Origin of the sequence: Dyadobacter sp. CY312 (assembly GCF_021390535.1) — a bacterium.
Taxonomy (GTDB): Bacteria; Bacteroidota; Bacteroidia; order Cytophagales; family Spirosomataceae; genus Dyadobacter.
Map to the genome: position 1 here is coordinate 175,408 of NZ_JAJUXG010000003.1, position 24,779 is coordinate 200,186.

A 24,779-nucleotide genomic window follows, 5' to 3' on the forward strand; every position below is an offset into this window, starting at 1 on the left:
TAAGAAGGACGAGCGGTAAAATAAAAAAGGTTGTCCGATGAAAGACAACCTTTTCAACCAAATATGATATGGTACTATCTGCGTTGGTGAACTGGCTCAACGCTTTCTACGTCAGCAAGAATACGACCACAATGCTCACAAACGATCAATTTTTTTCTTTCTCGAATATCTGCCTGTCTTTGAGGCGGAACAATGCTGAAACATCCTCCGCAAGCACCACGTGATACGTGCACAACTGCAAGACCATTTAGTGAATTCCCACGGATTTTATCGTAAGATTTCAACAAGCGGTCTTCTACTTTCTTGATGTGTTTTTCACGTTCAGCAAGAAGTGCTTTTTCTTCCGATTCACTTTCACTGGTAATTACCGAAAGCTCACCTTTTTTAGCTTTAAGATCTTCGTTTCTCTCGTTCAAAGTAGATTCTGCACGATTTGCATCATCTTCTATCAACCGGATACGTGCCTTGGCTTCATTAATTTTCTTGTCTGCAAGCTGCATATCAAGCTCCTGAAGCTCAATTTCTTTGGTTATGGCATCATATTCGCGGTTGTTACGAACATTCATTTGCTGATCTTTGTATTTTTTGATCAACTTTTCACCGTCCTTTTGAGCACCTTTGAAACTGTCAATTTCAGAATTTAAATTGCTTATTTCGCTTTTGAACTTAGCCAAACGAGTTTCAAAACCTACGATTTCATCTTCAAGATCTCTAACTTCTTCAGGAAGATCGCCACGCGTTTTTCGGATTTCGTCAAGGCTTGAATCAATTTCCTGCAATTTCAGGAGAGCGTCTAATTTTTGTGCGATTGTATTTTCCATGTATGTCTTTAATGGACTTGTTTCAATGCGTAATTTGGTGAGAGATAGTATCCCGGATATTTTTAACAGCTAACTGACTAAATAAATTGTTGAAATTGCTTTCTAGACAAAATATTTAACCGGATTGGTATTGACATCCGACAAACAGAGTGCGAAATTACTAAAAATTCCTGACAAATAATTATATAGTAAATCTTTAGTAAATACTTCGCTTTCATAATGCCCTATGTCACAGATCATGATCTTGTTCTCAGCGTCGAAAAACTCATGATATTTATAGTCGGCCGTTACGAAAACATCTGCCTTTGCACTTTTGGCGTGGGATAACAGAAAACTTCCCGCTCCGCCGCAAACAGCCACTTTCTTGATGGTCACACTCGCAGGCTCGGTATATTTAACCACAGAAGCATTCATTTTTATTTTAAGAAGCTGTAAAAAGTCCTGAACGGGCAAGGCAGACGGCAATTCTCCAATCGCCCCCGATCCTACTTCCTGATTTTCGTTTTCCAGGAGATGTAAATAGTAGGCAATTTCTTCGTAAGGGTGTGTTTTCCTTAAAGCACCGAGCACGGCATTTTCGAGATGTGAAGGAAACATTACCTCAATCCGATGCTCGTTCACTTCTTCAAGACTGCCCGGAGTTCCGATTACAGGCTTTGCTTCTTTGCCTGGCAGAAAAGTCCCTGTACCCTCAATACGGAAACTGCAATGTTTGTATTCACCAATTTGACCTGCACCGGCATTAAACAACGCATCCAGGATTACCTGAGAATGTGAAATGGGAGTAAAAAAAGTCAGTTTTTTAAGTAGTTGCTTCTTGGGTGCAAGTATTTTGAGATTCTCCAAACCGAGTCGTTCAGCAATCATGCGATTCACTCCGGAACCTACATGATCCAGATTTGTATGAATGGCATAAATCGCAATGTTGTATTGAATGGCCCTGATAATGGTTCTTTCCACGTAATTTTTACCATTCAGTTTTTTAAGACCTTTAAAGATAATAGGGTGATGGGCGATAATCAGGCTACAATTTTTCCTTCTTGCCTCTTCCACAACATCTTCGGTAACATCAAGTGAAATAAGCACACCTGTTACCTCTTCGGCCGGGTTTCCCACAATGAGTCCGGCGTTGTCATAATCTTCCTGATATGAAAGCGGAGCCAATTTTTCCAATTCAGCAGTAAGGTCTCTTATTTGGGGCATTTTTATTTAATTTACAACTATTTCATAATCAGAACAATTCTGATTAAAGCCAATTTTATTTGCAAATAAATAACTATTTTGATGTCAAAAGTATTGCAATGGAAAATAAAAATACTAGTTTTGCACCACGTTAAACGATAACGATCGGAAACGAAGTCTGGTTTGGTAGTTCAGTTGGTTAGAATACATGCCTGTCACGCATGGGGTCGCGGGTTCGAGTCCCGTCCAGACCGCCAGAAATTAAAAAAGCCCTTAAATCGCAAGATTTAAGGGCTTTTTTGTTGTACTATGCCTGTTGCACGGAGCTTTAATAGCAATTCGAGTCCCGCCGGGTGGCCGTACCCCCAGACCGCCAGATACAATATCAAAATACATTAAAATCCTGTAAATCACATATTTACAGGATTTTTCTTTTTCTGAAATACACCAAATTATTCAAATATTCGCAAATAAAAGGTGAGCATTTGGTGAGCAGAAAGGGAGTCTAAAAAGTGCTCACCAGAATCTTCATTCCACTTACGAATACTTACATCGTCGCGACGGGGATACCAGTAAAAACAGAAATTCCGGTTTTCCTTGATCAACGATTCAAGGTGTGCCAGGCAATCGTCGGTTGCTGCTCGGTAATGTCTTCGACTGAGCCGGTAGTCTGGCAGAACCTTCAATGTCTTCGACATGAGGAAACCCATGGAGCCCAGTGATACTTTCAGAGCCTGCATCATTTGCGGATGATCGTCTGCGCTAAATTCCCTCACCTCTCTCTCCCCGGTTACCAGCCCAACGCCGTGCAACTACCCCGACATGTTGGGAAGGTATTTGCCGGCTCAATGCGTGCCGTATGCTATACACGTCCGATGGATGCCGGATCAGCCACAGTTTGATCAGGACTGAACATACCTATCCGTAAACGCAGGTGCAGATCTTCCAAATAAAAAGACAGTTATAACAATCAACGGCTCCGCTGAAACGCACCTTACCAGACATTTGAGTGAACCCAGATTACGAATCGATCAAACCTCACTTGTTCAGCTTAGCAGGATATCTGCAAACCATGCAACTTGTGGAAATCTTTCTTTTGGTTTTTGTGCGATCGTCGAATTTCCACACCCGGTTCAGGCATTCAGAACTATTTCCAGACGGCTTCCGTGCTGCACTTATCTCCTCCCCAAACGTCTGGATTTTGAACCACATTATGCAAATAATTCAAAAAATCATTGATTAAGTTCTGTTATTAATCATTTGTTAACTATTTCTTAATTGCCCCCTCCTTCTTTTGCATGCATAGTTCTACTCCGCTGGGGTCACGAACTAAGATTGAGCTGTCTCTCTCTGAGACCTTGAAACAACCCTTAACCTTTTCCTTTTAAACCAACCAAGCCCTGCAAGCCTATGACCTGAACGTAACCTCCTAACCCATTCCTTTAAAACAATTTGTATTGTTCGTTCAATCGAATTACTACTCACCAATTACTTTATATGGCAAATCAATTTTTACAGAAAAGCAGCGCAAAACCTTTTGTGAAAATACTGCAGCAAATGATGATCGTCCTTGCTGCGATACTTTCCTCTCAGGCTTTTGCTCAAAATCAGCCCGCCGGATCCGATGAAATAAACATCTCCGGCACCATTGACGACGAAAAAAATCAGCGCATTCCCGGCGCAAGCATTGTACTGAAAGGATCGGCAAAGGGAACCACAACGGACTCAGATGGCAGATTCTCTCTGGGCATTCCCAAATCAGGTTCGATCCTTGTCGTCAGTTTTCTTGGATACAAAAGGCAGGAAATTGAAGTTGGAAACAAGACCAGTCTACAGATCAAAATGGAACTGAGTACCGACGAGCTACAAGAAGTGGTAGTGGTCGGCTACGGTACCCAACGTAGACAAACGCTGACGGGGGCTATTTCCAATATCGTGTCTGAAGACATTAAAACGACCACACATACCAGTCTGGCGCAAAGCTTACAGGGAAAAGTACCGGGTGTGCAAATCCGCCAGAATTCCGGCGAACCGGGTTCGTTCAGCACCAGTATTAACATACGTGGATTTGGAGAACCATTGTATGTAGTGGACGGTGTTGCGCGAGATGGCGGTTACGAATTCCAGAAGATCAATCCGGACGATATCGAAAGCATTTCGGTACTAAAAGATGCATCAGCGGCTATTTTCGGGATCAGGGCTGGAAATGGTGTGGTGATTGTGACCACTAAAAAAGGATCAAGAGGTAAACCAAAATTTAGTTACAACGCTGTATACGGTCGCCAGAGCCCGACTGACGTTCCAAACATGACCAGTGCTTTGCAATGGGCGGAAATGCGGAATGACGCGGCCAGAAATTTGGGTGAAAATCCGGTTTATACCAGTGAGGAAATGGAAAAATTCAGGACAGGTGCACCGGGTTACGAAAGCACCGACTGGTACAAGGAGGTGTTGAATAAATCGGCTTCCCAAACGCAGCATTTTATTTCAGCATCCGGCGGAGAAGGTGCAGCTACGTATTTCACCAGTTTCGGCTATCAGAATGAAAACGGACTTCTGAAAAGTAACGACATGGGATACAAGAAATACACTTTCCGTACCAACGTTGGCATAGACCTGACCAAAAACCTGAAAGCTGATCTGATCTTGTCAGGACTTTTTGACAAGAGATTACAGCCCGGCGACAACTTTTTCAACATTTACAAAGGCACCCGTGTTGCCTTGCCAACGGAAAGGCCATTTGCCAATGACAACCCAAAATATCCGTCACTGCTCAGCGGTGGTTACAATCCGGTTGCACTTGCAGATGGAAATCTCACAGGTTACAATGAAGAAGTGAACAAATTCTTCCAGTCTACTTTTGCTCTGACCTATTCTGTGCCTTTCATTCCCGGACTTAAAGTGAAAGGATTGGTCGCTTACGACAGCAATAATTACCGCGGGAAGTCGGTTTCGAAAAGCTATAATTTATATACTTACGATGCTGCGACAGATAAATACACCGCACACCAGCAACGGAATCCATCCCGGATCGGAAATAATTTCTCGGATAATAACCGGGTTACATTCCAGGGACAATTGTTCTACAACACGGTTATTGCCAAAAATCACAACCTGGGCGCTACATTGGTATATGAGCAGCAGGAATCCAAAAACCGCTGGGCGGGTCTGGGCAGAGAATACGCATTTTTTACCAACGATCAGATTGATCAGGCCGGTCTGAATAACCAGACAACAAGTGGCTCAGAAAGCGAATATGCAAGCCAGTCTTACGTAGGTCGTTTGAATTACGATTTCAAAGAAAAATACCTGCTCGAAGTTGCTGCCCGTTACGACGGTTCCTACCGATACCATCCGGATCGTCGCTGGGGTTTGTTCCCGGTTGTCTCTGCCGGATGGCGCGTGACAGAAGAAAACTTCATGAAAAGAGTGCCTATTATCTCGACTCTTAAAATTAGAGGTTCGTATGGTTTGGTGGGTGCTGATGCAGGTGCTCCGTTCCAATATGTACCCGGATTCTCACTGGCAGGTGGCGGCGGTTATGAATTCACCAATGGCAATTACACAACAGGAGCTGCTTCACCTGCAATTGTAAACGAAAAACTGACCTGGTTCAAATCCATCATTCAGGATGCTGGTATTGATGTTGGACTTTGGGACAACAAAATCGACCTGACTTTTGACGTTTACCAAAGAGACCGCAAGGGCTTACTTGCCAGGAGAAACGTATCGCTTCCCAACACCTTCGGAGGCACACTTCCCGACGAAAACCTGAACAGCGACCGTGTAAGAGGTATTGAGTTTTCAGCAGGATACAACGGACAAATCCGCGATTTCAAATATGGAATTTCAGGAAACTTCAACTTCGCCCGTACCATGAACCGCTATGTTGAAAGAGGCGATTTTCTGAGCAGCATGGACAGATGGCGTGGCGGTGCTCAAAACCGTTGGAATGATGTGGTATGGGCATATCAACTGGAAGGTCAGTTCCAAAATAAGGATGAAGTCATTTATGCACCGATCCAAAATGGTGACCTGGGTAACACCCGTGAACTTCCCGGTGATTTCAAATACAAAGATGTTGACGGAAATGGTGTGATTGATGGCAACGATGCCATGCCTTTGTTCTTCGGCGGCGACCCTAAAATGTATTATGGCGTAACCCTGAATGCTTCATACAAAGGTTTTGATTTCACAGCCCTTTTTCAGGGATCGGGAAAATACAGCGTGCGTTTCCGGGAGGTATATGCTGAGGTCTTCGCTTTCAGAGGGAACACTCCGGAATATTTCCACGACAGATGGCATTTGTCTGACGACAACCAATGGATTCCGGGAACTTGGCCTGCTTCGCGTTTCAACTACAATGTTGGAGCCATGTACGCAGAAAGCTCGGCCTGGCGTAAAGATGCGTCTTACCTGAGATTCAAAAGTGCGCAGTTGGGGTACACGGTCAAACTTGGATTGCTGACCAAAATCGGGATTGAAAGTGTACGCATATACGGAAATGCTCACAACATTTTCACCTGGGCCGATCCATTCGTAAAACCTTTCGATCCTGAAAAAATAGAAGGCTTGTTTGGCGCCGGACTCACTTACCCGGTAACAAGAAGTTACAACTTTGGTATTAACGTTACATTCTAAGCGTAGAAAACGATGAAATTATTCAGATATCTATTGTTATTTCCTGCATTGTTCGCGCTCAGTTGCGGCGATGTTCTGGACAAACAGCCTTTAGACAAATTACAGGGAGAAAACCTATTCTCCAATCCCGAAGGTGTTAAGCTTTACATGGCGAATCTTTATTATCAGCTCCCAATTGAGGATTTTACCTTTTTCCGGCAGGGATTTAACTGGAATACAGGCGACCCAAACAATGGCGGTTTTGCCCCTGCAATGGTTACCGATGAAGCAGTTCATTCCGAGTTCGGAGATTTTATTGGCAATGATGATTTCCAATGGTGGGATCAGGGATACAAACTGATCCGCGACACCAACATTCTTATTGACATTATACCCACACTAACTGTTCCAGAAGCCGAAACCAAGGCGCTTATTGGCGAAAGTGCATTCATACGTGCTTACGCTTATTTTGCTCTGGCAAAACGTTATGGCGGCGTACCTTTGATCACGTCTGTTCAAAAGTATGAGGGTGATGTGGAAGCACTAAAAGTGCCAAGAAGTACTGAAAAAGAAACCTGGGATTTTGTGCTGAAGGAATGCGACCTCGCAATTCAAAATCTGGCAGAATCGTGGCCAGGAGGAGAAAGACGTGCTACGAAGTGGGTTGCCTATGCACTCAAATCCAGAGTGGCCTTACATGCTGCTTCGCTGGCCAAATACGGCGACAGAGCCCCGATTTCAGGACCGGCGGTTGAACAGAAACTCGTTGGTTTGGATAAATCGGCAGCTGCCGAATACTACAAAGCGGCAATAGAAGCTTCTGAGGCATTGATCAATTCGGGCAAATTCTCTTTATACAAACCAACACCGGCATCGCCGGAAGAGGCTGCCGATAATTACAGAAAGCTGTTTGAAGACCCGAACATTGCGCCCACGGAAGTGATTTTCATAAAGGGTTTTGCAAGACCAGGTTCTGGCACGGGCCATAATTACGGAATCTGGTTTCAGCCCAACCAAACCGCAAATGGCTGGCCGCATCCAGGCCGCATGAACCCAACCCTGGATTTGATGGATGCTTACGAGAGTTATACAGATCCGGGTAAAAGTGCGCCGATTGTAACAACGGAAGCAGGAAATGACATCAACGATTACAACGGATTCAGCGCTTCTAAAAATTACAAACGCTACGACGATCCTGCCGGAATTTACAAGGATAAAGATGCAAGACTTTGGGCGACAATGGTTTTGCCAGGAACAGCGTGGAAAGGTCAAAAAATCATTATTCAGGCCGGAATGATTAAACCTGATGGCAATGCGCAGCTTTTTGGCGGAGAACCGGTTAACGCAAATGGGAAAACCTATTATCCTTACGGAGCCGCTGACCGTACCCAATACTCAGGCTTCGATACCTGGGGCGGAAACAACACGCGCACTGGTGTAAGCTTCAAAAAATTCCTGAACGAAGGTGTCAATGTAGCTCCTGGCTGGAACCAAACCGTATCGGATTGGGCTGATTTCCGTTATGCTGAAATCCTGCTGATTCACGCAGAAGCTGTTGTAGAAAGCGGAACCGGATCTTCTCAAAACGGAGCAAAAGCTTTAAACGAAGTGCGCCGCAGGGCGGGTCATACCAAGGATATTCCACTTACTATTGACAACGTCATTCGCGAAAGAAGGGTTGAATTTGCTTTTGAAAACAAGCGGTTCTGGGATTTGATCAGAAGACGTGAATACCATACGCTGTTCAACAATACTGTTCGCCATGCGTTAATTCCCGTTTTGGATCTTCGGGTTTCTCCGGCTAAATACATTTTTATCCGGCAGGTAATCCAACGCATTAACCCGACCACTTTTGAATACCGGCAATATTATCGATACGTACCCGGTATTGGCGCCAACGGTTTGGTTCAAAATCCACAGTATTAAGACAAATGCAATGATTTAAACAGCGATTAGCGGTTAGGTAATAGCTTTTAGTGCTAAACGACAAAGATCCCGCTAAACGGGGACAGGCCATTATCAAATAAAGCAAATGCCTGACTGCTAACATCTCAAACCTTTTACAAAGATGAAAAATATAAAATTATATGTATCTGCACTGCTGTTGACATTTGCAGCAAGTGCCTGCTCGATAGACAATTATCCTGCTCCGGATTCACAGCTGCATGGAACATTTCTGGATGTGGAAACCAACGAACCTGTTGAGCAGGACATCATTCGTGGCAGCACCATCGAATTCGTGGAACATGGCTACGCATCTGAAACCAAACAGGTGATGATCGTCAAAAATGATGGTACGTACCGCAACAACCTCATTTTTTCGAACACTTACACCATCACGCCGGTGAGAGGAAATTTTGTTCCCACAGAGCCTCAGGAGGTAACCGTAAACGGAGAAACGCAGCTTGATTTCAAAGTTCAGCCTTACATCAGGGTTAAAGAAGCGAAGATCGAAAAAGTAGGCACCAAAGTGGTTGCGACTTTCAAATTGCAGCAAACGGTGATCAATAATGTGAAGAGGATCGGATTGTATGCACACCCGGAGCCAAATGTAGGCGAACCGATGCGCACCGTTCTGGCAGATCAGGAAATCAATGCGGTTACAGATCCAAACAAAGTGTACAGGCTCGAAATGGACATCCCGTCGAACAGCAGCAATTTAAAAGCTGGCAGTCAGTATTTCTTCCGCATAGGAGCAATTATCGACGCTCCCGAGTCGAAGTTTAATTATGCCAAAGCTGTGAGACTTACGCTGTAAAGAAGAACGTTGCTGTGAGTCTCTCAAATTTCGGTAATACAAGAAGTTTGTCACACTGAGCTATTATTTTATTTCTTAAAAAACAATATGACCGGGTCCGCTCCGGCGTACCGGCCGGTGCGATGACGCTTAAGGTGGTTGTCATGCTGAGCGGATCGGACTGTCGAAGCACGAGCCGTAATGTAAGTTATTATCAATTAACCACCTACAAACAGCGTCAATGATAGCGGAGTCGAAGTGCCTTTTGGCATACTGCAAACTATCCTTCGACTCCGCTCAGGATGACCGCTCCGTGAGTATCATTTTTAATGGCACCGGCCACCCGGCAGATCGCCGAAGCGAGAGCTTGCTAGCGCAAAATAGTTACTCATGCTGACAACAAACCTATTTGAAACGCCTTCATTGGAACATTTCTTAGTCTAAACCCAATAAACCAATCGTTGATGAAAATACTTAAATTCCTATGTCTGTTTTCTTTTTTTTACATAAGCTGCACTGCCAATGAGAAAACAACAGAAACGCCGAAACCCATTGAAGAAGTCGTTTACGATCAAACCGGTGTTCTTTTTCCCAGTTACAAAGGGCTGGTAATGGCGGGTTACCAGGGCTGGTTTACTGCCGAAGGCGACGGCGCGGACCGCGGTTGGCATCACTATCAAAAGAACGGAAAATTCGAGCCGGGTTTTTCCTCCATTGACTTCTGGCCCGATGTTTCGGATTATACCAAAACCTATACAACCGCTTTCAAATACGCGAATGGAGATGCAGCCAAAGTATACAGCCCTTACGATGAAGAAAGCGTGGATCTGCATTTCAAATGGATGCAGGAGCACGGAATCGACGGTGTGTATATGCAACGTTTTGTAAGCGAAGTAAAAGGAGAAAGTGGCAAAAGGCATTTTAACAAGGTGTTGGCTAATGCACTTAAAGCGTCCAAAAAGTACAAAAGGGCGATCAGCGTTATGTACGATCTGAGCGGCTCCACTTCCTCGGATATGGAGTTTATAGCCAAAGATTGGGAAGAACTGCAACGCATTTTTAATCTTTATGACAACAAGGAAAATCCAACTTACCTGCGTCACAACGGTCGTCCGCTCCTCGCTATTTGGGGCGTAGGTTTTAATGACGGCAGGAAATACATGACCTCCGACATTCAGAAACTGGTTGACAGAATCAAAGGACCGACCAAGAAAACCTCCATTTTGCTGGGTGTCCCGTATTACTGGCGTACACTCAGCACCGACACCGAAAGTTCGCCTGCATTGCACACGTTGATCAAAACAGCAGACGTGATTATGCCCTGGGCTGTCGGCAGATACAATGCCTCCACTTACACATCTGTTGCCGGCACTACCCTACCGGGAGACATTGTTTGGTGCAAAAACAACAAGATCGATTACGCTCCTCTGGTGTTTCCAGGATTTAGCTGGGGAAATCTTAAAAATGACAAAACGCTTTATAATCAGATCCCGAGAGGAAAAGGAGATTTTCTATGGCAACAGATTGCCGGTGCAAAAATGTCGGGAGCCGAAGCTTTGTACGTAGCCATGTTTGATGAAGTAGATGAAGGAACGGCCATCTTTAAAACAAAAAAAGAAGGTGCAACTCCCCTGAATGCGGATGGTAAATTCGTGGGAATTGAACCCGATCTTGATCCTGATTATTACCTGTGGCTCACCGGCGAAGGCGCCAAATGGTTTCACGGAGCAAGTGGATACGGAGCACAAAAACCGGAACGTAAAAGGTAAAAAAGGCAAAAAGTGAGATGTGAAATATTCACCTTCAACCCATGCCCGAAGCCTCTTTCCCATTTCACGAATGTAAAACTTCGGGCATATCCATTTGAAAATCTTCGCCGTAGATCCGGCTATATTCTCTGGCAAAATTCTCGTACGTAGTTTTTGCCAGAGAATGTTTACCAAGATGCGCCAGTGCTTTGCACTTGATAATCATCGCTTCCTCATTCACTGGATCAAAATAGAATACATAGTTTGCAAGCTGAACCAGAAATTCAGGATCGTCTGAGATTTTCATTGTCGCTGCAAAACCCAGGTAGCTGTCTACAATTTCATTGGATATCTCGGATTTGAAAGAATCCAGCCATTCATACTCAATATTGGCAAGGAAATTTCCGCGTTTCGTAATACTGGCCAGCTCCAAAATACTCTCTTTATTCAGTGCCTTTTTATTCCTGATCAAAGCAAGGTAATGCTTGTAATCCACATGAATTTTGTCGTAGTCGATTTTGATCTTCCAATATCCTGTTTCTTTCGAAACCTGGCAGTCTTTCATCTTTTCCAATATTCCTTTCAGCTTGGCAATGTTCACCGACCGGTTGTTACGGGCGCTTTCAGATGATTTGTCAAACCAGAGCAACTCCTTCAACTTTTCAGAACTGATACCCTCCCAGCGAATTGAATAAAGAAGGATCACCAGAAAAAGCTCCTTCACCAATGGGCTAAACTGCTTGGTGATGTCATTGCCTGCTTCATCAAATAGTTGCAAATTCCCGAACAAGAACACGCTACTGTGAAGCGGTTGAACGACATCCCGTTCAATGGGTTGTAAAGGCAAAACCAACGGCGATTCGTGCAAATTAACTGGTTGGTTTTCAACAAAAACGGGCGAACCAGGCTGTGATACGGACTCCGGCTTTCTCTTTCTTGAATATCTGAAATAAGCATAAGCCGCTGCTCCTGCAAATAGCAAACCTGTAACCAGCCAGAATACATTTCCAGTATCTGCTTCGGCAACCTCAACCACCGGAATGGATTCCAACGGAGGCGCATTCAGGGTGTAAATCGAAATTTTGGTTTGCCCGCTCTCAGCGTAATTAAGCGCGACCGCCACATACCTGTTGCTGGCATAATCAAAGAAAAGATCAGCAAAAGAAAGGATATCTGTAAACTGATAAGGGATCTTTGACCCAACCAATTTAAAATCAGGTTTGCTCAGAGAGCCTTTGATAAGCTGTAAATCCGAATTGAATTTATCTTTTGGAAAAATGAGCGTGTAGAAAGAATCTTCCTCTTCACAAACGATCATCGAATTACAAAAGACGAAGTCTTCTTTTGGCAGTTCGAGTTCGTATCCCTTCGTGAAATTTCCTGTTTTGGTATTAAAAAACAACAGATCGTACCAGTTTCTGGGGTTCAGAATTTGCTGTCCGGTTACGCTGCCATAGCCGCCAAGTACGTACGCACCATTTTTGCCTGTTCCTGATGCAGCCAGATACCTTGGTGTGAAAATTGAATCCTGTAAATCTGTCCAGGTCTTCGACGGCACATGATACCGCTGAATGTTGCTTTTATACTTCAAATGCCCATAGCCACCCAGCACATAAATGGAGGAATCGGATTCGGAATAAAATTTGTTCGCATGTAAAAATTGCGTTTTCAACACCGGTTTCGGACCGTTTTTATCCCAGCTATTTGTTTTCAGGTCAAAAGTAGAAACCTGCTTTTCGTTAGGGTAAATATGATACAACTTGTTATTCGTTTTATCAAAAAGTACCTGATCGTCAACATAAACCGGCTGCGCGCCTTCTTCATGTCTTGCCGAAACTGACCTGTTCGCCCCAACATTGTAGCTAACAGTCGAGTCTTTGCATACCATATATAACATGCCCTTACTGTCGTCGAAACCCAACCGCACGTAACCTTTTAAAGTTTGCGTTCTGGCGAGCTGCCATTCGTAATGAAGTTTTTTGATCCAGACCGCATTAGAAGCCAGTGCGCTTTTCTTCTGAATTTCCTCCGTTGCAATTGCACCATTGGTTTCATTTAACGGCCAGCTATATTTTGGTTGGTTGTCCTCCGAAATGACCACGTTCCTGATTTTCATCGGCGGCACGTCCGTCGACTTGAAATCTTTGTAACTATTCGCTCCGAAAAGGATTTTGAAACGTCCCTTATCCGTAAGCGTATAGGGCTGAGAGAAAGCCTTGTTGCCATACACAACCAGGATATTTTTCTTCTCCTTGTTGAATTTCAATGTGATCTTATTCCACTTTTTGTAAAGATCGTCTTTGGGAAAATCGAAAGAGTAAGAAGAGAACTTGTCCCCTATTACCAGTTTAAAATGTGGCTTTTCTGTACTGTTATCACAAACGAGATCGATGTTTTGTTTGTCGTTTTCAATCAGCCTGACAACGTATCCAAAGTATATTTTTTTGTCGGCCAGAAAGGAAAGTTCGAAGGATAATTCAAAATTTTTCTCAAAACAGAAAGTATTGTCCGGACTCAGATCCAGGCTTGTCCTTTTGTCCTGCACCATCTCGTAGCTGTCAAACCCAAGTCCATACGATTGTGCGAAGCTGCGATTTCCGAAGCAAATAAGGATTAACAAGCACAAATGGACGAACAGGAATTTCAATTTCATAGGGAATGCTGAGCGGAAGGAATAAAATTTCCGACCCGGAATCTTTTTAGCCTTCGTTAATCTATTATTAATGGTTTCTTAACCGCACAAGCTTTATTTCACAGCTTTCTTACCAACACCGAATATAACAATATGGGTTTAAAGTTAAACAATAGTTAGTGTTTTTAATCACTAACATTTCAGGCCGTTTTTTCCTGAAAACATAGATATCTAACAATAAGCAACATAGTAATCAGAAATTTGTCAAGAATGATCCAACCCTTTAAAATCCTTAAAAAATACCGTCGCCTGCTTTTTTACTGCTGCATTGCATTTACCGCGGAAGCGCAGGAAAATCCGTCGGGGAATCTTAAATACGTCGATTTAACCATTGGCAATGTAGGTCAATTGTTGGAACCAACGCGCCCGACCATTCAGTTACCAAACCAGATGATCCGGATGTTTCCGGAACGGAAAGATTATCTGGACGATCAGATCACAAGTTTTCCGCTCATCGTGGTTTCGCACCGGCTCGGTCAGGCATTTTCAATCAAGCCGTTTATCAAGCCAGTTGCATCTGTAAATTATGACGAAAAACTAACTTACGACCATGACCTGGAAATTACCCGACCGTGGTATTACTCGACTTATCTGATTGACGATGACGTTCAGGTAGAATTTACTCCCGGCAAAAAATCCGGAATTTACCGTTTCAGCTTTCCAGCAAAAGCCTCAAAAAGTTTGTTGTTCAATTTGTACAATGGCGGCGAGGGATCCTGGAAATTCATTTCCGATCGTGAGATCATGGCTACCGAAACCTACCATGACGACATCGTTGTATACATGTATGGTGTTTTCAGCGAAGCTGGAAAAACAGGAATTATTGATGACTCGAAGACTGTAAGTGAGAAATCCGCAAAGGGCAAAAAAGTGAAAGCCTGGATCAATTTCCCGGATAGCAAAACCGATAAAATTGAGTTCAAGTATGCCATTTCATATGTCAGTGCAGAACAGGCGAAAAAGAATTTCGACAATGAATTAAAGTCTGCCGAATTTGAAGAGGTAAAGCGAAACGGTGAAAAAATCTGGTCGGGCGTGATCAACCAGATTCAGGTGGAAGGCGGCACAGAAGCTCAGAAACGCAGCTTTTATTCTTCGCTCTACCGCACCTATGAACGCATGACCGACATCACTGAGGATAATCAGTATTACAGCGGTTTTGATAAAAAAGTACACAGCAGCAACCGACCGTTTTATACCGACGACTGGACCTGGGACACCTATCTGGCACACCATCCATTACGCATTATTTTGAACCCCGCACAGGAGGAGGATATGTTAAACTCGTTTGTGAGCATGTACGAACATAGCGGATGGATGCCTACTTTCCCGGTCCTTTTTGGCGACCATGCATGTATGAACGGATTCCATTCGTCGGTGACTTTTTTGGATGGACACAGAAAAGGTTTGAGAAATTTTGATGTATCAAAAGCCTATTCCGGCATGTATAAAAACGCGACCCAGGCCACGATGCTTCCCTGGCGAAATGGCCCCAAATGCGAGCTGGATGATTTTTATCACAAAAAAGGATACTTTCCCGCATTACGTCTGAATGAAAAAGAGAATGTATCGCTTGTTGATCCCTTTGAAAAACGCCAGGCAGTTGCCGTGACCTTGGGCGGAAGTTACGACGATTGGGCAGTAGCAGAATTAGCCAAAGATTTAGGCAAAAATGCGGATTATGATATTTTCAAAACCCGGGCATTGAACTACAAAAATCTTTGGAACAAAGAAGAAAAAATGTTCTTGCCAAAAGACAACAAAGGTCAATGGGTTGCTATCGATCCAAAATTTGACGGCGGCATGGGTGGTCGTGATTTTTATGACGAAAACAATGGCTGGACCTACAAATGGCAGGTGCAGCATGATATCGAAGGACTGATTCGGTTGACAGGAGGGAAACAGAATTTTGAAAACGATTTGGATCAGCTATTCAGAGAAGGTTTGGGACGCAGCAAATATGAATTCTGGGCCAAATTCCCTGACGCGACGGGTTTAGTCGGACAATATTCGATGGGTAACGAACCCAGTTTTCACATTCCGTATCTGTACAATTATACCAATGCGCCGTGGAAGACTCAGAAACGCATTCGTTTTTTGCTTGATGTCTGGTTTAAAGATAACGTTTTCGGAATTCCCGGCGACGAAGATGGCGGAGGTATGACTGCCTTCGTGGTATTTTCTTCGATGGGTTTCTACCCGATCACGCCCGGCAAACCGGAGTATACAATTGGCAGCCCGATTTTTGAAAAGGTGACCATTGATCTTCAAAATGGAAAGAAATTTACCGTGATCGCAAAAAACTGCTCGGTAGTCAACAAGTACATTCAGAGCGCAAAGTTTGATGGAAAAGTGCTCAAAGTACCATCTTTTACACACGATCAGCTGGTCGCCGGTGGAACTCTGGAACTTGAAATGGGGCCAAAACCTAATAAAAAATGGGGCCTTGGAGAATAATACTTTAAGCCATATTTTCCCATAAAACGACTTTAAAAAGCATTTAAACTTTACCTATTCCTACCCTGAACCGAAGTTACTTTCGGATTATTTTTGAAAGTAAAAGCAAATCCGGCCGCCAAAAATTGGTGCCGGATTTTGCTTTTATACATGGACTAAAAACCTATTGTTTCACAAACTTACGCTCCGTGCCATTCACTTTCATGATGTAAATTCCGGCTGGCCAGCTATTTACATCAATCTCCATTTCCGCTTTCTCTGATTTACCCGAATAGAACTTCCGACCAGTCAGATTAAAAATTTCCAGGTTCAGAATTTTCGACTCCGATTTGACAATGATCTTCTTACTAACCGGATTTGGATATACGTTAGTCAGGTCATCGGATACAAACCTGGCAGTGACAATCCGGCTCAAACTGCTCGTCTGATCAACATCCACCATTTTTAAACGGTAATAGTAAGTACCTGAAGGCAGATTCACATCATCATAATAATATGATTCAGAAGCTGTTCCGGTATTCCTCGAATCCATCTTGCCGACTATATTGAAAGTTTTCGAATCTGAACTTCGTTGTATCTCAAAATGAGAACTGTTTGTTTCACTAGTCGTCTGCCATTTCAACTGAGCCGAATTCGCCTCTTTGGTGATGGTGAAACTTACCAAAGTTACCGGTAAAGCATTTCCTGCATCCGTTGTGATTGCATTGGGAAAAAGCGGAACAGATAAGCTGTTGGTCGCCTTGCCTGTCAGTACTTTTTTGGTATATCCTGCAATCCCCAGATACCAGTCCGGTGTGAGGTCATAACCATCGGCATCAAGCGAAAGAAACCAGGTATCTCCTCCTTTTGGTGTATGATTTGAAAATTTGGCCATCTTAAAAAACGATGTAGCCTCATCCACCTCATCGAACATGGCAAGGTAAATCATTTTTGCACCTTCGTTGATCACATTCTGAGACTGCTGCCAAAGGAAACTTCCTCCATTTCTCGGAATTGAATTTTTTAGCGGTGGTGGCTGAGTACCCCGTACCGTTTGCAAATTGAACCACGAAAATCCCGGAAAAATCACAGGCATGTAATCAATCCCTTTCGGTTCCAAATACGCCATATCCGGCCGCACACTATTGATCGCAAAGCTGTTTGCACCGGCTTCATTGCCATACCGGCCTACCGACCACGGACTAATCGCATCCAGCAAATCATACACAGCAAGCCAGGCCGCAGAATGGTTTCGCCAGTTGTCATTCAATCCACCCATTACCGTAGCCCTATATTTGGGATCGTCCGTTGGGTCCAGTGGATCGCCATCTCTGAACCATCTCACCAGTTTTTCGGAACGTGCTGCCGTTGCATCAGGATTCGAAGCAAGTCCCAGCCCCCACAAAGCCACCAACGGTCTTCCTTTGTGCCACAAATAATTGTTTTCCGAAGTAACACCCATTTCATCAACCAACTTTTTCCAGTCTGCAATGACAGCCTCGGTAGAAGTTGCATTGGCGCCCGACAAATCATACATGATCGAATAAACACGACCATATTTGCTGCTTGCGGTCTGCACATTTTGAATGACTTTTTCAAAATGACGGGTTACACGGGTATCCGTTGTGGTAAAATTTTGCAGGAAACGTTGCTGAAAAACGCCGTCAATTTCATTCTCCTGCATCCATTTAAAGTGCTCGTCAACCGTACTATAATTGTAGCTCGAAAAAAGTTTAGCCGGACTTCCGTCGCTGTAAGTCATATTGGTTGCCTGCAAATCACCTTGCGGATAATCGGCCAGATATGGCCACATATCCACGGTCGCATTACTGTGTTGCGGAGCACCATCAAACCAATGCAGCCACCAGTTGTGTGTCGGTTGCCCGTCGGTTGGCATTCCAAACCATCCCTGATAACCGAACATTGCCTTCCCATTCAAAGTATTCAAAGCGGGATCCACAGTAGTAGCTGGCTCGGGCTGAAAGAATTCAATTTCATCAATTTTCGTAGTAATTGAAGAGGATAATGGTTGTGAAATTTTGAAATAGTTTATCGCAGCAAGATTTGGATTACCCTGTTTTGCAGCTTCCGAAAATCTCAGAAAAACGTGATTCCAGCCATTGAGCAATTTCTGGCTCGCCGTATTCCACCTGTATTCATTCACACCCTCTTGCCCCGAAGACGAAAAGACAATACTTCCTGCTCCTGAGAATTTGGTCACGTCCGAAACATAAAGCCAGAACTTCACCAATCCTTCCTCCTCATTTACAGTTGAATTAAAAGGTGCTGCTGAATTAAAAACAAACCAGTCGGTACCGGAACCAGTTTTGGATACAGAGCCGGAACCTAAAATCTTATTTCCGTTATCGGATTGCAGCGCATCTGTTCCAGACCATCCGGTAGTCTGATCCGCGTTATTCATTATATGAGCACCAATAAGATCACTTCCTGTATATCCTTTGGTAAAACGAATGTTATCAATTTTAATAACAACGCTTTCACCGGCATTTATAAACTTATAATATCTGAAAAAGTTAATGGCCGACAAATCCGGATTACCCGACTTTCCCGCTCCGCTCATGCGCAGTGTAACATTGTTCCAGCCGTTTCTCAAATTTACACTTCCGGTACTCCAACTATACTCGTCTGTATCCGGTCCGCCGGAACTGGTGATCTCAAATTGCCCGTCAGAAGCGGAAAACTTGGTAACATCAGATACAAACAAAGAAAACTGCAAATAGGAAATAGTCAGTTCATTGGCAGCTATACCGGTGTTCAGTGGTGCCTGGAAATTCTTGCGAAAACGTTCCGTGTTGCCACCTTCGGACCTGATCGAAGCCTGCCCCTGAACCGGGTCGCTCGTATCCAAACTGAGCGCATTGCCGCCTCCACCCCAACCGACAAGCGACTCACAGTCATCGACCAGAACGACTTGCGCCTGTGCCTTGAAAACGACAAAAAGTAAAAACAGAAATAAGAGAAGTTTCTTCATTTTTAAAACATTAAGGTTTGAGAATTGGTTAAGAATCAGTCTCCCCAATTGGGAAAACCAAATCTATCCGCAGACCCATAATGTTTTATTAATTATAACTTAATGAAGAAAAAATAATGATTAATAAATGTTTCAACGGCGAATATCAATCAATTCTCAGCGCTTTGCGTACTTTATCAAAGTGAGCATTCCCATATTCCAGCCGCTCAAACTCAGCCAAATTCTCCGATACCACTTCTTTGAATTTCTTTTTGTCTTCGAATTTTTCGCCTTTGTGCTTTTGGTAAATTTCCATAGCCTGATTAGCGTCGCCTGTCAAAAGATAGTAATTGGCCAGGTTGCCCAACAGATGCAAATTCTCCGGATTTTTACCCAAACCAGTTGTCAGATTTTTTTTAGCCTCCGCAAACTGACCAACACACAGTTGGTTATAAGCCAGACCATTATACACCTGCCAAGAATTCTCTCCCAATTGCAACAGTTCCTGATAAGAAGTCACCGCTCCTTTGTAATCCTTTGTGATGGCCTGACCTCTCACCAATTGCCAAATATCCTTCACCTTTTGACCTTTGCGAACAGTCGTCGAAAATCCCTCCTGATCCGAACACAATTTGATGTTGCTACGTATCAGATTATCTTTTTCTGACTGTGTCAGATTCAAAAAGGTCGAAGGTTTGTATTTGCTTTTCACATTGTTTCTGGTACAGTCGCAAATTTTTTCAGCTTCACTGTCGCGGATACTAAACTTGCTCAAACAATCATTGTACAACGATTCCGTACTTTTAGAAGACCAAACATCGCTATATTCCGCCACGGATACGATCGCCACCACATCCACTGAAACAGCTACACCCTCGGTTACCGAAGGATTTCGAAGACACAAAAACAAATCATCTTTAACAATAGGGATTTGGAAAACCCCATTCCGGCTGTTTTGAGCCGTTCCTTCTCTATAAAAGGTGGGAACATCCTCGGAATACATGCCTAACAGATCCTTCTCCTCAAATTGTTTCAGGCCTTTCGCATCCGTGAGATATACATCAACAACACCGCTGCCAGTAGGTTTCACAAGTTGGCTCACCACATTGGTCACCACACCAGCTTTAATCACATTGAGCGCACCATTGGCAATCAACTTCGCTATCTGAATTTCCAATCCCGACCCGGTGAGTTTAGTGCTGGCATCGTTGGTTTTAACCGTGGAAAATGAATAAGACCAGGAAACGGTATTCGCAGGCAATTTAAGCGGTATGACAATCCGACTCTTTCCGCCCAGCCTTGCTTTGCTATTGAGATAAATCGTCTGAGATTTTATAAGTCCTTTTTCTTTCAAAACCATCGTCGTCGACTGGGCTTGCAAACAAAAGGCGTTCAAAAACAGGAGAGCAGCTAATATAATTTTATTCATTGGGCACCTTATTACCAGAAACTTACGATATGTTTCCGAAAGAGAAAACAGCTAAAATCATTAAGACAATACTTAAACTGCTGCAAATCTCGAAAATTAAGGTTTCATATCCGCCGCTACACAAAGTTTTAAGCAATTTGATTTTCACTTCCAGCTAGTTGCAATCTTCTTATGGCAAGGCCAGATATTCAAATATCGTCCATAAACAGAAAAGTAGATGGCGAACAAGTTCATTTGCTCACCATCCGCTCAACACATTATTGCATTTTCAAAAAACTCCTCAACCAATCATCTTCATCAGATTTTTATAACCTGTTTCTACATTTTCCATCGATGGAGCCATGTCCTGCTCAACGAAGAAATATTGCAAACCGGCGATTTTGGCTGCTTCGAAAATACGTTTGAACTCCACTACCCCATTGCCCACTTCGGTAATGGTTTGCAAATCGCTTTTGATGTCTTTGGCATGCCACAAAGGGAAACGACCCGGATGTTCTTTGAAAAGCGCCACAGGATCTTTACCTGCTTTGGTTGCCCACGCAAGGTCAAGTTCCATTTTTACAAGATCCTTGTCTGTTTGTGACAGCACAAGTTCATAAGGTGTTTTGCCACCTTCAACTGCATCGAATTCTGTGGCGTGGTTGTGATATGCAAAACCGACCCCTGCTTTTTTCGCAGCCTCACCTGTTTTTTGAAAAACCTCAATTGAATTTTTGATCTCTTCCAAATTGGAAACCGGCGTACTTGCACATACCAGATAGCTCAATTCCGCTTCGGCAGCATCATCTACCAGTTGCTGATAATTGTCTCTCAGATTAAGGAGATTAGGCATTTTTGGTATTTCGATCGGTTTGCCATCTGCTCCCTTTGGCATTTTATCAGGAGGTGGCATTTTGAAAGGTGCACCCATCGCATGATGCGCACGCCACTTCAAACCAACACTTTCCACCAGCTTTTTAAATTCTTTTGGTTTGTATCCGTAATAACCGCCACGTGTACTAAAAGCCGATTCCACTTCCTTATATCCAATGGCTGCAATCTTTTTAAGCGTTCCTTCCGGATCTTCGTTCATGGGTTTAAAAACCGTGAATAACTGAATCCCCACCGGCCATGAAGCCGCCGCTTCACCGAACAAACCTGATGCCTTTGATATACCTGGCAAAAAAAGCCCACCTGCCAAAACTGCTCCGGCCTGTTTCAAAAAATGTCTTCTGCCTGTGCTCATCATGTGATTTATAATTAGGTTAAATGGTCACTCTTATTGAATAAACTTAATTTTAGAAAACGACATCAATGGTTGAATTTCCTTTGCTTTGGCATTTTTGAAAACAAAATACAGATCGTGTTTTCCAGTAGTCTCTTTGATTTGAAGAACAACTGGTGGCCTTGCGAAACGGCTGCGAGGTTTTGGTGCTTCACCTGGTTTAGCGTTTTTCTTTTCGCTTTCCAATTCTGCCATCATTTTGGCAATGTCAATTGGTGGCGCTACCTCTACCTGCTTCTCTCCGATCAACGTGCCCGTAGGCGAGTCAAGCCTTATTTCAATTGTTCCTCCGACACTTCCCTCTCTCGTTTCTGCTGACGCATTCAGCTGGATTTGAGAGATCGTGGCAAGGTCAATCTTTTGAAAACCTATATAACTATTCGTATAGGGAACCACGCAGAATCCTAACCCGGCTACGCCCAACGCTTTTCTTTCCACACCTTTTGCAATCGGAGCCTCAGCACCGTTCACCTCCGGACTGCGTAGAACGATCAGCTCTTCGGATGTTTGTGCAGGAATAGCCTTGCTCCCACTCACCGCACGATCTGTGAAAGCAGCCCGTATCAAAACAGACCCGTTTCCATTATCACCTTTGGGAATAACCGGGGTAAACTCTCCTTTTACAGGCAGGGAACTCAACGTTTTGTCGGTACTGTGCAGGATGTATTTTACAATTACTTCCGCATCGGCAACAGGAAGGGACGGATGCGCAGCCATGGCAACTTCGCCCCAAACACCCGAACCACCTTTTAAAACTTTTTGCACAAGCAGATCCAGTGCACCAGCCTGTCCTTTGTATTTATTGGAAACCTCTGCGAATGAAGGCCCGACAGATTTTGTATTGGGCTGATGACAAACTTTGCAATCGCTTTTGCTCATCAAAATTTGGGCGACGGCGAATTGTGTAGAAGCATCTACACTACGCTGGCTTTGAACAACTTCGGCATAATCGAAACCCTCGGAAGTATAGTCAATACTAACAGCAACCTGTTCCGGTTTGATCTTGCCATCAGCCAGACTTCCGTCTTCTTTGTCAGCAACGGCTATGGTATACTCAATCGGTTTCTCAGCAAAAAAGAAGGTTTTGTTTCCTGCCAGATTTACAGAAACCAGCGGTGGTTCGTTGCCAGCTACGATTTTCAATGATTGCGTATTACTCGCTCCTTTCGAATCCGTAACGGTAAGCATGGCAGTGTAAACACCTGGTTTGGCAAAATTAGCCACCGCATTTGCTGTCGCGAAACTTTGCGGGGCTACGCCCGGTGCTGTTATTTTCCAGCTGTATTTCAAAGCATCACCATCAAAATCCTTTGTTCCGGCAGAAGATAAGTTCGCTTTAAATGGAACAGTTCCACCTTTTTTGTCAGTAGCTACCTGCACTATTGGTTTACGGTTTCCTCCGTTGTATTCGATTCTGATCAAACGGGAATTGTCGCTTTTACGGAACCAGTTACTGCCATATTCCAGAATGTATAAATCTCCATCAGGACCGAATTTGATATCAATCGGCTGAACCGGGTGATAATCCGGCAATACGCGCTCCATGGATTCGTAATCACCATTTTCTTTCATCGAAATGGCCATGATCCAGCCTCGTGAGAAATCGGCGACTATCCATTTGTTTTCGTAATAGGCAGGCCATGCACGTTTGGGATTTTTGAAATCGGCCTTGTGATAAATTGGTCCGCCCGTTGCACTTCTTGAACCTGATCCAACCAGCGGGAATTTCTCCGAAACGCCATAAGGATAGTAGATGAAAGTTGGCTCGGTTGGAAAGAGCTTTTCCAAACCGGTATTGTTCGGCGAGTTGTTAATCAGATTTTTAGGATCTTTTTTCGCCAGCGGTTTATTGGTACCATAGTCAAATACAGGAAACGCCTGATCGTCGGCAACAAACCATGGCCAGCCAAAATTTCCCGGTTTCCGAGCCTGATTCAGTTCGTCGTAACCTCTTGGCCCGATTTCAGAATCTTCACCGGCATCGGGACCTACCTCACCCCAATAAATAAAACCTGTTTTGCTATCAACCGAAATTCTCCATGGGTTACGATGCCCCATAGAGTAAATTTCTGGTCTGGTTTTCGCTGTTCCTTTTGGATAAAGATTGCCTTCCGGAATGGTGTAACTTCCGTCAGCTTCCGGGTGAATGCGAAGAATTTTCCCTCTCAAATCATTGGTGTTTCCGGCATGTCCCTGGTCATCCCAGCTTGCCCGCCCTGGCCTTTCGTCCGTTTGTGCCGCCTGCTGGTTTCCTGTATTGTTACCGACAGTCAGTAAAAGATTTCCGGCTTTATCCCAGGTCATTCCACCGCCGGTATGGCAGCAAACTTCCCGTTGCGTTTCAACTTCGATTACGTCTTTTTTAGATGATTCCACCAATTGATCATCAATCAGATCCCAGCGCGAAAGAATGTGTTTTTTCTCCGTCGGGTGTGCATAGTAAAGATAAATCCAGTGATTTTTCTCAAAATTCGGATCGAATGTCATGCCCATTAAACCTTCTTCCGCTTCCCTCACCACGCCTTCCGCACTGGTGTATTTGGTGTTCACCGGTATGGTAGCAATCAAGTCGGTGGTTTTGGTGGACGGATTGTATTTTTTCAAAGCTCCCTTTCTCTCGGCAATGTAAGCGGTTCCATCTCTGAGCACTTCAAAAACCATCGGTTCATCCAGATTGTCGGCCACTACAACAGGTGTGAAACGGCTCTCATCCGGTCTGGACGGTTTATCCTGAATGGTAAAGGCAGCCAAAAATCCTGCTACCAGAAATTTGGCAGAAAAAAGTACGGTACGCATGGTTTTGGGACTTCTGGTAGTCTTATGAATCATATACAGTCGGGGTTAATATTTGCATGAATGTAAGAATATATCGAGAAAAA

General features: G+C 43.9%; 13 protein-coding genes and 1 tRNA gene. 6 read left to right on the forward strand and 8 right to left on the reverse strand.

Features of this window, described 5'->3' with window-relative positions:
• Positions 1–74 precede the first annotated feature (74 nt).
• Positions 75–821: a zinc ribbon domain-containing protein gene (locus LZG71_RS04900; protein WP_233817581.1), complete on the reverse strand. Its 747-nt coding sequence runs from the start codon at positions 819–821 to the stop codon at positions 75–77.
• 102 nt (positions 822–923) lie between these two features.
• Entirely contained in the window at positions 924–2,024 is a 1,101-nt protein-coding gene (locus LZG71_RS04905; protein WP_233817582.1) for a Nif3-like dinuclear metal center hexameric protein, read from the reverse strand.
• Positions 2,025–2,183: 159 nt separating this feature from the next.
• Between LZG71_RS04905 and LZG71_RS04910 the strand changes: the two genes are divergently transcribed.
• Positions 2,184–2,260, forward strand: a tRNA-Asp gene (locus LZG71_RS04910).
• 195 nt (positions 2,261–2,455) lie between these two features.
• Here LZG71_RS04910 and LZG71_RS04915 read toward each other — a convergent pair.
• Entirely contained in the window at positions 2,456–2,815 is a 360-nt protein-coding gene (locus LZG71_RS04915; RefSeq protein ID WP_233817583.1) for a D-arabinono-1,4-lactone oxidase, read from the reverse strand.
• 685 nt (positions 2,816–3,500) lie between these two features.
• Here LZG71_RS04915 and LZG71_RS04920 point away from each other — a divergent pair.
• The 4 genes from LZG71_RS04920 to LZG71_RS04935 all read left to right on the forward strand — a co-directional run bounded on the left by LZG71_RS04920 (position 3,501) and on the right by LZG71_RS04935 (position 11,129).
• Entirely contained in the window at positions 3,501–6,644 is a 3,144-nt protein-coding gene (locus LZG71_RS04920; RefSeq protein ID WP_233817584.1) for a TonB-dependent receptor, read from the forward strand.
• Positions 6,645–6,656: 12 nt separating this feature from the next.
• On the forward strand, positions 6,657–8,549 hold the full coding sequence (locus LZG71_RS04925; protein WP_233817585.1) for a RagB/SusD family nutrient uptake outer membrane protein: 1,893 nt from the start codon (positions 6,657–6,659) through the stop codon (positions 8,547–8,549).
• A 142-nt stretch (positions 8,550–8,691) separates the two neighbouring features.
• Complete coding sequence (locus tag LZG71_RS04930; RefSeq protein WP_233817587.1) at positions 8,692–9,381, forward strand: DUF3823 domain-containing protein; 690 nt, start codon at positions 8,692–8,694, stop codon at positions 9,379–9,381.
• Positions 9,382–9,824: 443 nt separating this feature from the next.
• Positions 9,825–11,129, forward strand: a complete 1,305-nt coding sequence (locus LZG71_RS04935) for a glycoside hydrolase family 71/99-like protein (protein ID WP_233817589.1) — start codon at positions 9,825–9,827, stop codon at positions 11,127–11,129.
• 64 nt (positions 11,130–11,193) lie between these two features.
• On the opposite strand, the gene LZG71_RS04940 is transcribed toward LZG71_RS04935, so the two are convergent.
• The gene (locus tag LZG71_RS04940) at positions 11,194–13,761 is read right to left on the reverse strand and encodes a galactose oxidase (protein WP_233817591.1); all 2,568 of its coding nucleotides are present in this window, start codon (positions 13,759–13,761) and stop codon (positions 11,194–11,196) included.
• Positions 13,762–14,010: 249 nt separating this feature from the next.
• Here LZG71_RS04940 and LZG71_RS04945 point away from each other — a divergent pair, with 249 nt between their 5' ends.
• Positions 14,011–16,257 carry a GH92 family glycosyl hydrolase gene (locus LZG71_RS04945; protein WP_233817593.1) on the forward strand — a complete coding sequence of 749 codons (2,247 nt, stop codon included), beginning with the start codon at positions 14,011–14,013 and terminating at the stop codon, positions 16,255–16,257.
• A gap of 163 nt (positions 16,258–16,420) precedes the next feature.
• On the opposite strand, the gene LZG71_RS04950 is transcribed toward LZG71_RS04945, so the two are convergent.
• The 4 genes from LZG71_RS04950 to LZG71_RS04965 all read right to left on the reverse strand — a co-directional run bounded on the left by LZG71_RS04950 (position 16,421) and on the right by LZG71_RS04965 (position 24,729).
• Complete coding sequence (locus LZG71_RS04950; protein ID WP_233817595.1) at positions 16,421–19,228, reverse strand: T9SS type A sorting domain-containing protein; 2,808 nt, start codon at positions 19,226–19,228, stop codon at positions 16,421–16,423.
• Between the two features lie 145 nt (positions 19,229–19,373).
• Complete coding sequence (locus LZG71_RS04955) at positions 19,374–20,636, reverse strand: tetratricopeptide repeat protein (protein WP_233817597.1); 1,263 nt, start codon at positions 20,634–20,636, stop codon at positions 19,374–19,376.
• Between the two features lie 280 nt (positions 20,637–20,916).
• On the reverse strand, positions 20,917–21,864 hold the full coding sequence (locus tag LZG71_RS04960; RefSeq protein WP_409013602.1) for a TIM barrel protein: 948 nt from the start codon (positions 21,862–21,864) through the stop codon (positions 20,917–20,919).
• A 30-nt stretch (positions 21,865–21,894) separates the two neighbouring features.
• A complete protein-coding gene (locus LZG71_RS04965; protein WP_233817599.1) occupies positions 21,895–24,729 on the reverse strand; it encodes a PQQ-dependent sugar dehydrogenase in 2,835 nt (944 codons plus the stop codon).
• Between the last annotated feature and the right edge of the window lie 50 nt (positions 24,730–24,779).

Coding starts and splice junctions, on each gene's coding strand:
- LZG71_RS04900 (WP_233817581.1), bottom strand. CDS start 821: ATGGAAAATACAATCGCACAAAAATTAGACGCTCTCCTGAAATTGCAG.
- LZG71_RS04965 (WP_233817599.1), bottom strand. CDS start 24,729: ATGATTCATAAGACTACCAGAAGTCCCAAAACCATGCGTACCGTACTT.
- LZG71_RS04925 (WP_233817585.1), top strand. CDS start 6,657: ATGAAATTATTCAGATATCTATTGTTATTTCCTGCATTGTTCGCGCTC.
- LZG71_RS04920 (WP_233817584.1), top strand. CDS start 3,501: ATGGCAAATCAATTTTTACAGAAAAGCAGCGCAAAACCTTTTGTGAAA.
- LZG71_RS04940 (WP_233817591.1), bottom strand. CDS start 13,761: ATGAAATTGAAATTCCTGTTCGTCCATTTGTGCTTGTTAATCCTTATT.
- LZG71_RS04950 (WP_233817595.1), bottom strand. CDS start 19,228: ATGAAGAAACTTCTCTTATTTCTGTTTTTACTTTTTGTCGTTTTCAAG.
- LZG71_RS04930 (WP_233817587.1), top strand. CDS start 8,692: ATGAAAAATATAAAATTATATGTATCTGCACTGCTGTTGACATTTGCA.
- LZG71_RS04960 (WP_409013602.1), bottom strand. CDS start 21,864: ATGATGAGCACAGGCAGAAGACATTTTTTGAAACAGGCCGGAGCAGTT.
- LZG71_RS04945 (WP_233817593.1), top strand. CDS start 14,011: ATGATCCAACCCTTTAAAATCCTTAAAAAATACCGTCGCCTGCTTTTT.
- LZG71_RS04955 (WP_233817597.1), bottom strand. CDS start 20,636: ATGAATAAAATTATATTAGCTGCTCTCCTGTTTTTGAACGCCTTTTGT.
- LZG71_RS04935 (WP_233817589.1), top strand. CDS start 9,825: ATGAAAATACTTAAATTCCTATGTCTGTTTTCTTTTTTTTACATAAGC.
- LZG71_RS04905 (WP_233817582.1), bottom strand. CDS start 2,024: ATGCCCCAAATAAGAGACCTTACTGCTGAATTGGAAAAATTGGCTCCG.